The following is a 9,384-nucleotide window of genomic DNA, read 5'->3' on the forward strand; positions in this document are numbered from 1 at the left end:
ACCGACTCGCCGCGACCGCGCGGGCGTTCGAACCTGCTTCGGAAGCCGGCTGCGCGCGACGCTGAAGTCGAGATGGCGTTATCGGGCGAGGGCGAAGGTCAGGGATGCTGCGGCGAAGGCGAAGTACATTGCGGGAAAAGCGATGTTGTGGAGCACCCGGGCGCGGATGTGAACGACGATTGCGGCGATGAAGTAGAGGACCAGGCCGAGGGCGGCGGCGATGCCGAGGGGGCGGGCGCCGAAGAGGCCGAGTAGGAGGCCAAGGGCGCCGGCGGCCTTCGCGGTGCCGGCTACGGGGATCCAGGACGAGGGGAAGTTCACCTCGGCCGAGTTGGCCAGGACGAACTTTGCCCGGGCGAAGTCGGCGATGGCCATTCCACCGTTGAGTGCGATCGTGACGAGAGTGATTACCAGGTAGGCGATGGACACCCAACGATGCTGGCCGACCGCGCCTTTCCACGTCCAATACCTGCATCTATAACTTGATGGCATGGATGTGGACACGCGGTTGCTGAGGTATTTCGCGGCGGTGGCCCGGGAAGGGAATCTGACCCGCGCGGCGGAGGGGTTGTTCGTGTCGCAGCCGGCGCTGACCAAACAGATCAAGCAGTTGGAGAACCAGCTCGGGGTGCGGCTGTTCACGCGGTCGAAATCCGGTATGGCACTGACGGAACCGGGGCGGGCGCTCGCGCAATGGGTGCCGGAGGTACTGACCAGCTGGGATCGGGCGCTGACCGAGACGATGAGCGCCGCGAGCACGGCGGCGCGCGTACTGCGAGTCGGGTTCATCGCGGGCGGGGCCAATGAGGCCACCCAGCTCGTCATCGCGGATTTCGTCCGCCGCCGTCCGGAATGGCGTATCGAGATGCGGCAGGCGGCCTGGTCGAACCCGACCGCGGGGCTGGCCGCCGGGGAGGTCGATGTCGCGTTGCTGCGGTTGCCTTTTCCCGGTCAGGAGCGGTTCCGGGTGGAGTTGCTGCTGACCGAACCGCGCTGGGTCGCGCTACCCGCCTCGCACCCGCTCGCCACCTGCGAAGTGATCCCGTTCAGTGACCTGTGGGACGAGCCGTTCGTGGCGGCCCCGCCGGAAACCGGTGCGTGGCGCGACTATTGGCTGGCGGCCGACGAGCGCGACGGGCACCCGGTGCGGATCGGCGCGGTCACCGAACACCCCGACGATTGGCTGATCTGCATCGCCAACGGTGACGGGATCGCCCTCGCGCCCGAATCCGCGGCACGCTTCTACACGCGTCCCGGCATCGTCTACCGCCCGGTCAGCGGCGTGAGCCCGAGCCAGGCCGGCGTGGCCTGGCGGCCCGGGGCCGACGCCGATCCGGTCGTGCAGGACTTCGTCCGCAGCTGCCTCGATCACCGGCAGACGCCGCCCGCGAGCACCACGTGAAAACCGTTTCAGGCCCAGCGGATTGCCGGGCCCGAACCGTATTCCCTTGGAGCCGAGTCGGATCGGACCCGGTCGCTCGTTCAGGCGCTGATGTGCGCCAACGCACCCGGACCGTCAGTTGGCGGAGGCGGGGAAGGCCTGAGCTTCGGCGAAGGCGGCCATATCGACCTGACGGCGGGCATTGGACAGTGCGGTGATGGTGCAGACGCCCAGTTCGCCACTGCGGTCGTACAGAGTCGCCGTGGAGACGGCAATGCCGTTCGAGGAGACGTGGTCTCGGGCCTGAAGCCCCAGTTCCACACCCGTGGGAAGGCGGGACAGCGTCATGGTGACATCGGTGTTGATGTAGCCGACGCCCTCGGTGCCCCAGTTACAGACGAGGTTGGTGGAGTCGCTCACGAAGGCCGCGCGCTCGAACGGGGTGATGGGCACGCCCTCGATGAGGGACGGGACGTTGTTCCAGGCCGCCTTCCGGTGCGGATTGACGCCGGAGGCGAAATCGTGGGTCCAGTCGAAGGATCCGGACTTGAACAGCGGCGGGCTGCCCTCGGGGCCGTCGAGCTGGGTCGCGGGGGCGGGGAGGTCCCGGGCGGGCTGCCAGATCCGGCCCGGCGGCTCGGCGGTGGCGACCAGGAATTGCACGGTGGCGCGGGCGCGCACGCGATCGTGCTGGACGATGGCGGCGTCGGCCACCCGGATTCGATTGCCGTCGCGGACGATCGAGCTGCGCAGTTCGATGGGCTCGTTCAGGACCGGACTGAACAGGTCGACGGTGAAGCGGGCGGGCACGAAATCGGGTCCGGGGCGGTGCGTTTCGAGTTCATGGGCCAGCAGGCCACAGACCGCGGTGCCCGCGAGTTGCCCCGAGGACCAGGCGCTGACCGCCATCCGGGTCGCCGTGAAGCGACCGTTCTCGTGGGTGAAGAACGCGGCCATGGTGCCTCCCCTACCGGTTGATGAGCTCCCGAATTAGAACACGTTTCAGAAACGGGAGGGAAGGCCCAGGTCCCAATCAGTGGGTGATCAGTTCACCCACGGCGGGTTGACGACGGTGCCGTCGAGCAGCTCGCCGGTGAAACCGACGGGCGCGTTGACGAGCACCTCGGCGGTCCGGTCATCCGGATTGTCCAGGCGGATGGTGGATCCGGCCGGAGCCACCGCCGCGTCACCGGGCGCCAGCCGCGCGGCCTCGCCATCGATGGTCAGCGTGATCGATCCCGCTAGCAGGACGAACGCCTCCTCGCGGTGCACGCGGTGCGGGACACCCTGGGTGCCGGGCGCGACCTCCAGCCGCCACAGGCACAGTTCGCTACTACCGGAGCTGGGGCGGACCAGCGGGGTGAAGCGGGAGCCGTGCATTTCGTGGGACTGGGCGTCGGCGGCGTGGATTACGGGCATTGCCATCTCCTTTAGTCAAGCTGGTTGACTATATAGTCAAGCTTGTTGACTTCTTTGTCAAGTGCCAAGATTCCAGACATGCCTGGATACGCACAGGACCTGCCGCTGCTACTGCTCGCGGCCGCCGCGGAGGTCACCGACGCCATCAATGACGGGTGCGTCGCGGCCGGATTCACCGACATCCGGCCCACCCACGGCTTCGCCTTCGTACGCATGGCGCCGAACGGCGCGACGGTCGGCGAGATCGCCGACCATCTGGGGGTCACCAAGCAGGCCGCCAGCCAGCTGGTCGAGGAACTCGTCAAAAAGGGCTACGCAGAACGCAATCCGCATCCGCACGACGCGCGCGCCAAGCTCGTCACGCTCACCGAGCGCGGGTGGGCGTGCACCCGCGCCGCCGACGCCGCCGCGGCCCGCTTCACCGAGCGGTGGGCCGCCACGCTGGGACCGGCGGCCACGGTCGAACTGCGCAATGCCCTCACGCGAGTGGTCACGCCCGGCCGGGTGCGCCCGTCGGCCTGGTGACGAATTCCACTACCGCTCAGCCGAGCTCGAGGGAGGTCGCCCCGTAGACCCGCTCCCGGTGATACGCCCGGACGGGCCCGGTGTACATGCGCGCGGTCTCGAAGCTCGGGGTCAACCCGGCCGCCTCCATCAGCCGCACCGCGGGCTCGTTGTCGAGCGGAACATCCACCGCCAGCGGCATACCCGCCGCGTGGGCGGCGAGCGCGGCCAGCAACTGATGCGCGTCGCCGGGAGTATCGGCGAACAGCGGGCCCACCCGCAGCGAATCCCGGGCCGGACGCAAGGTGGCGTAGCCGGTGATCGTGCCGTCGACAATGCGAGCGAAGGTCCGATGCCCCGGCTCGGCGAGCCAGGCGCTGAGGAATACCGGCCGATCCGCGGGATAGCACGCGGAATCGTACGGTTGCAGCGCCGCGAAATCCGCCGGCGCGAGCGCGGTGACCGTGTCATCCGGCAGCGGCAGACGCGGCACGCCCACGAATCGCGCACTGCTGTAGGCGAGTTCGAACCCGCTGCGCCGATAGTTGTCCTGCTGCGCGGGAACTCCGTCGAGCCCGACGACCCGCTCCCCCGCGTGCTTCAGCCCAGCTTCCCAGGTGGCCAGGCCGAACCCACGCCCGCGCAGGTCCGGGCGCACCAGATAGAAACCCAGGAACGCGTAGTCGTCGCCATAGTTGACGACCGAGACCGCGGTTGCGGGTTCCCTGTTCACCCGCCCGAGCAGGAACCCGTCGGGATCCTGCGCGAAGAACGCTGTGACATCACGCAGCCCCGGGTTCCACCCCTCGGCGGCGGCCCACTCCACCACGGTGGCCCATTCCGCCGGGGTGGCGCGGGCAATGACCAGACTATCGATACGCACGGCATCCGGCATGCGACCACGGTAACCGCAAAAGCTCTGCGACTCGCGGAGATTCGAGGACACGGCGGGCATGCCCTCTGTCCCGGCGGAGCGCCCGGCGAGCCGGCCCCGGCGCTCCGGTAGGGTCGAGGAGACATGGCCCGCGACCTGCGGGGTTGCGCGGAGTTCGAGGAAGATATGGCCGACTACGCACACTCCGATCACGCCAGCCGCAGCCGGGAGGAGAAGGCCCGGCGGCTGGCGGCCTATCTCTGGGCACGCGGCATCAGCGGACCCGAACTGCTGGAACTGCCCGCAGCACAACGGCGCAAGCTGGCGCGGGCAGCCGACACCAATCCGCCCAGCACCGATGAGACCTGGCAGGTGGTGGCCGGGCTGCTCGGCGAGAAGGACGCCTGGGCCGAGCGCAATCCCGGGCATCCGCAGGCCCGCCGGGAGCGGCTGGACGAGAAGATCCTCTGGGTGAAACCGCCGGTCAAACCCTGGGAGTAGGAACGCCCGGAAACCCTTGACAGCAAGAAATGAACCGGGGTTCACTGCTTGAGTGTCCCCCGACTACGAGAACCACTCCGGCACCCGCCCGGCTGCCTGGCGCGACGATCTGACCGGCGGTGACGACTCGCTGTTCGCGGGCCGCCCCGAACCGGTGAACGAATACACCGGCCGCACGCTGACCTACGAGGTGACCGGCCGCATCGCCCGCATCACCTTCAACCGGCCCGAACGCGGCAATGCCATCACCGCCGACACCCCGATCGAGCTGGCCGCCGCCGTCGAGCGGGCCGATCTGGATCCGCGCGTGCACGTCATCGTGGTGAGCGGGCGCGGCAAGGGCTTCTGCGGCGGCTACGACCTGTCGATCTTCGCCGAGAACAATCACGAGGCCGGCACCGTTGCCCCGGCCGAGGGCGCCCAGCCGACCGAGGGCACCGTGCTCGACCCGGTCGTGCAGGCGCGCAATCACAATCCCTGGGGCACTTGGGATCCCATGGTCGACTACGCCATGATGTCGCGTTTCAACCGCGGCTTCGCCAGCCTGCTGCACGCCGACAAGCCGACCGTCGCCAAGGTGCACGGCTTCGCCATCGCCGGCGGCACCGATATCGCGCTGTTCGCCGACCAGATCATCTGCGCCGAGGACGCCCGCTTCGGCTACCCGCCCACCCGGACCTGGGGCATCCCGGCCGCTGGCATGTGGGCGCACCGGGTCGGCGACCAGCGCGCCAAGCGACTGCTGTTCACCGGCGACAGCCTCAGCGGCAAGCAGGCGCTGGAGTGGGGCCTGGCCATCGAGGCCCCGCCGGCCACCGAGCTGGACGAACGCACCGAGGAACTGCTGGAACGCATTTCGCGGGTGCCGATCAATCAGCTGGTGATGGCGAAGCTGGCGCTCAACAGCGCGCTGCTCAATCAGGGCGTGGCCAACTCCGGCATGGTCAGCACCGTGTTCGACGGCATCTCGCGGCACACCCGCGAGGGTTACGCCTTCCAATTGCGTTCGGCCACCGCCGGTTTCCGCGAGGCCGTCCGCGAGCGCGACGAACCGTTCGGCGACTGGAAGCGCGCCCAGTTCGAGCGGCCCGAGGACTAGGCGATCCCCTCCACGTCAGTGCGCTCGACCTCGGCGACGACCCGTTCGGCCAGCGAGCGCAGGGCGGCCGCCTCCTCGGCGGTCATCTCGTCGATGAACAGCCGCCGCACCAGCTCCACGTGATTGGGGGCGGCGGCCTCGAGCGCCCGGCGTCCGGCATCGGTGAGCCGCACCTCCCGGCCGCGGGCGTCGTCGACGGCCTGGCAGCGATCGACCAGGCCGCGGGTCGCCATTCGCGACAGGTGCTTGGACAGGCGGCTCTTGTCCCAGCAGATCTCCGCGCCGAGCTCCTTGGCGCGCAGCTGGCCACCGGCCGCGGACAGCGCGACCAGCACCTCGTAGTCGGAGGTCGACAGTCCGTCCTGGGCCAGCCCGGCAGCGAGAGCGGCATCCAGGCGTTGCCGCATGCGAATGTAGGACTGCCAGGTCGTCTGTTCCGCATCGGTCAGCCAGCGCGTCATGGCATCCATAGTATCGGCGAATAGTTGACACGGACACCAAGAAGATACTCAGGAACTTCACGGCGAATCCGCGCGGCCATCGAGCATCGTTCTGCCGTACAGTACTGACCGTCCAATTTGCGTAGTTCTGGCGGAAATCGTCAATGCGCGAGCGCATTTCCGACCGGGGCGAATGAGACACCCACCGGCAGAAGAGGTTCCGGCATTCGGGGCAAATCCCCTAATTCACCTGGATGAATAGCCCATCCGGTTGACAATGCAACGTTGCGCCAGAAAACTCGACGCCGAGCCCGGACCGGTCACCGCGCCGCAAGCGCTTGCGGCGGCGGTGGCACATCCGCGCCGAACCGGGCCAGTTGCCACCCCTATTGCGCCGACATTGAGGAATACATGAACGTTCGCCGGCTTCTCGTCACCGCCAGCGTCGCAGGACTGACGACCATCGCAGCCCAGACCGTCGCCCTCGCCGACGTCCCCACCGGTTCCTCCGGCACCGGTTCCTCCGCCATCGACACCGGCTCCGCCGCCACCGGCTCGGCGGGCCTGTCCCAGACCGGTTCGGCCGGCGGACCCGTCTACGAGAACTGCGACCAGGCCCGCGCGGCCGGCGTGGCGCCGCTGTTCCGCGGCCAGCCCGGCTACAGCCCGCACCTGGACCCGGACGGCACCGGAATGGCTTGCCCCACCGTCTGACAACTCTCGGGCTCTCGGGGACACACCCCTGAAACCCCAAAAGCCAATGCGGCCCGGTCCTTTCGGACCGGGCCGCATGGCATTGGGGACCCAGCGATACGAATATGGCCCGGTCCTGTTGGACCGGGCCATATTCGGGTTCGGGATTCAGGGGCGACCCCTGAGTTTCCGAGAGTCGGCGCTGCTCAGCGGCGGAAGATCTTGACCACGACGAGGGTCGCGACCAGGGCGCCGGCGCCGATGAGGCTGTACTTGATCTTGGGCTCGTTCAGCTTCGCCAGGACCGACCGCTTGGCATTGTCGGCCAGCCGCTGGGGATCGGCGCGGACCGCGAGTTCATCGAGGGTACTCGCGAGCCGGTTGCGTGCTGCCTCGATCTCCCGCTCGATCGCCTCGGTATCTCTCGCCACGTCACACTCCTGTCTGGAAACCGCGCTGGAAGGCGGCATTGTCGTCTCGGGGCCGCTCGCGCGACACAGGCGCATGCGAGCCGACCTGTTCAGGAGTGTATCGCCAACACCGGCTCGAGCCCGTCGACTAGCGTGGCGGCATGACCGAGAATCACCGACTCAGTCCCGGCGACACCGCGCCCGCCTTCACCCTGCCCGACGCCGACGGCAAGGACGTCTCGCTGTCGGACTACCGCGGGCGCAAGGTGATCGTCTACTTCTACCCGGCCGCGAGCACGCCCGGCTGCACCAAGCAGGCCTGCGATTTCCGCGACAACCTGGCCGATCTCGAAGGCGCCGGCCTCGAGGTCGTCGGCATCTCCCCCGACAAGCCGGCCAAGCTCGCCAAGTTCCGCGACACCGAACAGCTCACCTTCCCGCTGCTGTCCGACCCGGACAAGGAGGTGCTGTCCGCCTACGGCGCGTTCGGCGAGAAGATGATGTACGGCAAGAAGGTCACCGGCGTTATCCGGTCCACCTTCCTGGTCGACGAGAACGGGAAGATCGAGGTCGCGCAGTACAACGTGAAGGCCACCGGGCACGTGGCCAAGTTGCGCCGCGACCTGTCTGTCTGACCGCGAAAACCCGGAATCCCGGCCCTGATTCGGGCCGGGATTCCGAGCGCGAGTCTCGGGGAAAGAGAAGCCACTACGCCTTCGGCAGCGCCTGTGCGGCCCACTGGAGCATCATGCGCCAGTGGTTGTCCCACCAGGAAGAGAACTCGGTCGTGTCCAACGGCGGAGGCGCGAGTTCGCCCGGGAACAGCCCGGATTCGGTGGGTGCGCCGACCGTGTGGGTCGGGGCCGGGATGATCGACCCCGAATTCGAGGCGACCTCCGGCTCCGGGCGGGCCTTGATCAGCGGCCTGGGTTTTCCGCCGGTCCGCCGGTTGTCGCCGCGCGGACCCCAGTTGAGCGTGGCCGGATCGATGGTCACCATATCGCTGGGCTGCAGTTCGGGAGTGGGCTGACCGTACGCGGGCTGACCGTAGTTGTTCGGCGTAACCCCATCCGTCGGATCGACCGGGCCGACCGGCAGCCCGTCGACGAAGGGACCGCCGGATCCGATGTCGGTTGTGGCGGGCGCCGGTGCCTCGCCGGCCGGATGCTCGGCACCGTTGCGCGGGTCGGCGGAGACCCGGGAATCGATGAGCATCGGGGCCGGAACCTTCTTGGAATCACTGCCCGAGGTATAGATCCCGCCCGCCACCAGACCGCCCGCCAGCACGCTGGCCGCCGCGAACAGGGCCGCGGTACCGCGGGCGCGGCGGATGCGGTCGGCGGCCTCGCCCGCGAACTCGGCCTCGGGCAGGGCGGCCAGGGCCGCGCCGATGGCCGGTGCGGACGCCGCCACCGAGCACGGGATAACCGGTGCGCCGAAGCCCGACTCCAGGGCGGCCACCACCGCGGGTTCGGTTGCGGCCGAACCGATCAGCACCACCGCGTCCGGCTTCACACCCGCCGCGTCGAACTGGTCCCAGGCGGCGGTGACGGCTGTGCGCATGGCCTCCTCGGTGGCCGCGCCGCCGGTGAGCGTCACCGCGGCGAGCACCCGGCTGCGCTCGGGCGAGATGAGCGAGAAGGCCTGGAAGCCGGGCACCACCTCGCAGATGGCGAGATCCTCGAATTCATCCACCCAGGTCATGGCGCGCGCCATCGCGAGATGCGCGGCCTTGGCCGACACCAGGGAGGCGTCGCGCCAGGAGCCGGCGGCCAGCTTGGTGACGATCGCGCGGCGCTCGGCGGCATCCCGGTAGGCGACCGCCGCGCCGAGAATCTCACGGCCCGTACCGATCCGGTCGGCGATGTCCTCCAGCGCCACTTCCACCGCGACCGCCAAGTCGGCCTTCGTATCTCCGGTGATCGGTTCGACACGCTCGAGCACCACGCGCTCGGACACCTTGTCGCCGTCTTCGGTGAGGGCCACCGCGCGCACCGTGCCGCGCTCGGTGGCGACGCCGATGGTCACCGCGGAACGAACAGGGGTAGAAGCAACCACAATCA

13 protein-coding genes are annotated in these 9,384 nt (G+C 68.8%); 6 read left to right on the top strand and 7 right to left on the bottom strand.

Features of this window, described 5'->3' with window-relative positions:
- Window positions 1-78 precede the first annotated feature (78 nt).
- Window positions 79-429, bottom strand: a complete 351-nt coding sequence (locus ACFXHE_RS34230; protein WP_379388811.1) for a DoxX family protein — start codon at window positions 427-429, stop codon at window positions 79-81.
- 61 nt (window positions 430-490) lie between these two features.
- Between ACFXHE_RS34230 and ACFXHE_RS34235 the strand changes: the two genes are divergently transcribed.
- Window positions 491-1,402 carry a LysR family transcriptional regulator gene (locus tag ACFXHE_RS34235; protein ID WP_379388812.1) on the top strand — a complete coding sequence of 304 codons (912 nt, stop codon included), beginning with the start codon at window positions 491-493 and terminating at the stop codon, window positions 1,400-1,402.
- A 114-nt stretch (window positions 1,403-1,516) separates the two neighbouring features.
- On the opposite strand, the gene ACFXHE_RS34240 is transcribed toward ACFXHE_RS34235, so the two are convergent.
- Both ACFXHE_RS34240 and ACFXHE_RS34245 read right to left on the bottom strand, forming a co-directional pair.
- The gene (locus ACFXHE_RS34240) at window positions 1,517-2,338 is read right to left on the bottom strand and encodes a thioesterase family protein (RefSeq protein ID WP_379388813.1); all 822 of its coding nucleotides are present in this window, start codon (window positions 2,336-2,338) and stop codon (window positions 1,517-1,519) included.
- Window positions 2,339-2,425: 87 nt separating this feature from the next.
- Entirely contained in the window at window positions 2,426-2,800 is a 375-nt protein-coding gene (locus tag ACFXHE_RS34245) for a cupin domain-containing protein (RefSeq protein WP_379388814.1), read from the bottom strand.
- Between the two features lie 78 nt (window positions 2,801-2,878).
- Between ACFXHE_RS34245 and ACFXHE_RS34250 the strand changes: the two genes are divergently transcribed.
- Window positions 2,879-3,325 (top strand): MarR family winged helix-turn-helix transcriptional regulator, encoded by a 447-nt coding sequence (locus ACFXHE_RS34250; protein ID WP_379388815.1) that lies wholly within the window; start codon window positions 2,879-2,881, stop codon window positions 3,323-3,325.
- Window positions 3,326-3,341: 16 nt separating this feature from the next.
- On the opposite strand, the gene ACFXHE_RS34255 is transcribed toward ACFXHE_RS34250, so the two are convergent.
- On the bottom strand, window positions 3,342-4,199 hold the full coding sequence (locus tag ACFXHE_RS34255; protein WP_379388816.1) for a GNAT family N-acetyltransferase: 858 nt from the start codon (window positions 4,197-4,199) through the stop codon (window positions 3,342-3,344).
- Window positions 4,200-4,364: 165 nt separating this feature from the next.
- On the opposite strand from ACFXHE_RS34255, the gene ACFXHE_RS34260 reads away from it, so the two are divergent.
- Window positions 4,365-4,679, top strand: a complete 315-nt coding sequence (locus ACFXHE_RS34260) for a hypothetical protein (protein WP_357010865.1) — start codon at window positions 4,365-4,367, stop codon at window positions 4,677-4,679.
- A 52-nt stretch (window positions 4,680-4,731) separates the two neighbouring features.
- Window positions 4,732-5,778 carry a crotonase/enoyl-CoA hydratase family protein gene (locus tag ACFXHE_RS34265; RefSeq protein WP_379388817.1) on the top strand — a complete coding sequence of 349 codons (1,047 nt, stop codon included), beginning with the start codon at window positions 4,732-4,734 and terminating at the stop codon, window positions 5,776-5,778.
- Here the strand turns inward: ACFXHE_RS34265 and ACFXHE_RS34270 are convergent.
- The gene (locus ACFXHE_RS34270) at window positions 5,775-6,239 is read right to left on the bottom strand and encodes a MarR family winged helix-turn-helix transcriptional regulator (RefSeq protein WP_379388818.1); all 465 of its coding nucleotides are present in this window, start codon (window positions 6,237-6,239) and stop codon (window positions 5,775-5,777) included. The two genes, ACFXHE_RS34265 and ACFXHE_RS34270, sit on opposite strands and share 4 nt — an antisense overlap.
- Window positions 6,240-6,629: 390 nt before the next feature.
- Here ACFXHE_RS34270 and ACFXHE_RS34275 point away from each other — a divergent pair, with 390 nt between their 5' ends.
- Window positions 6,630-6,932 carry an excalibur calcium-binding domain-containing protein gene (locus ACFXHE_RS34275; protein WP_364621204.1) on the top strand — a complete coding sequence of 101 codons (303 nt, stop codon included), beginning with the start codon at window positions 6,630-6,632 and terminating at the stop codon, window positions 6,930-6,932.
- Window positions 6,933-7,117: 185 nt separating this feature from the next.
- Here ACFXHE_RS34275 and ACFXHE_RS34280 read toward each other — a convergent pair whose 3' ends face one another.
- On the bottom strand, window positions 7,118-7,342 hold the full coding sequence (locus ACFXHE_RS34280; RefSeq protein ID WP_354834192.1) for a DUF3618 domain-containing protein: 225 nt from the start codon (window positions 7,340-7,342) through the stop codon (window positions 7,118-7,120).
- A 140-nt stretch (window positions 7,343-7,482) separates the two neighbouring features.
- Here ACFXHE_RS34280 and bcp point away from each other — a divergent pair, with 140 nt between their 5' ends.
- Window positions 7,483-7,956, top strand: coding sequence for a thioredoxin-dependent thiol peroxidase (bcp, locus tag ACFXHE_RS34285; RefSeq protein WP_357010875.1), 474 nt, complete (start codon window positions 7,483-7,485; stop codon window positions 7,954-7,956).
- Window positions 7,957-8,029: 73 nt separating this feature from the next.
- Here bcp and ACFXHE_RS34290 read toward each other — a convergent pair whose 3' ends face one another.
- Window positions 8,030-9,349 carry a hypothetical protein gene (locus tag ACFXHE_RS34290; RefSeq protein WP_379388819.1) on the bottom strand — a complete coding sequence of 440 codons (1,320 nt, stop codon included), beginning with the start codon at window positions 9,347-9,349 and terminating at the stop codon, window positions 8,030-8,032.
- Between the last annotated feature and the right edge of the window lie 35 nt (window positions 9,350-9,384).

This window comes from Nocardia sp. NPDC059229 (assembly GCF_042754165.1).
In the GTDB taxonomy this organism is placed as follows: domain Bacteria; phylum Actinomycetota; class Actinomycetes; order Mycobacteriales; family Mycobacteriaceae; genus Nocardia.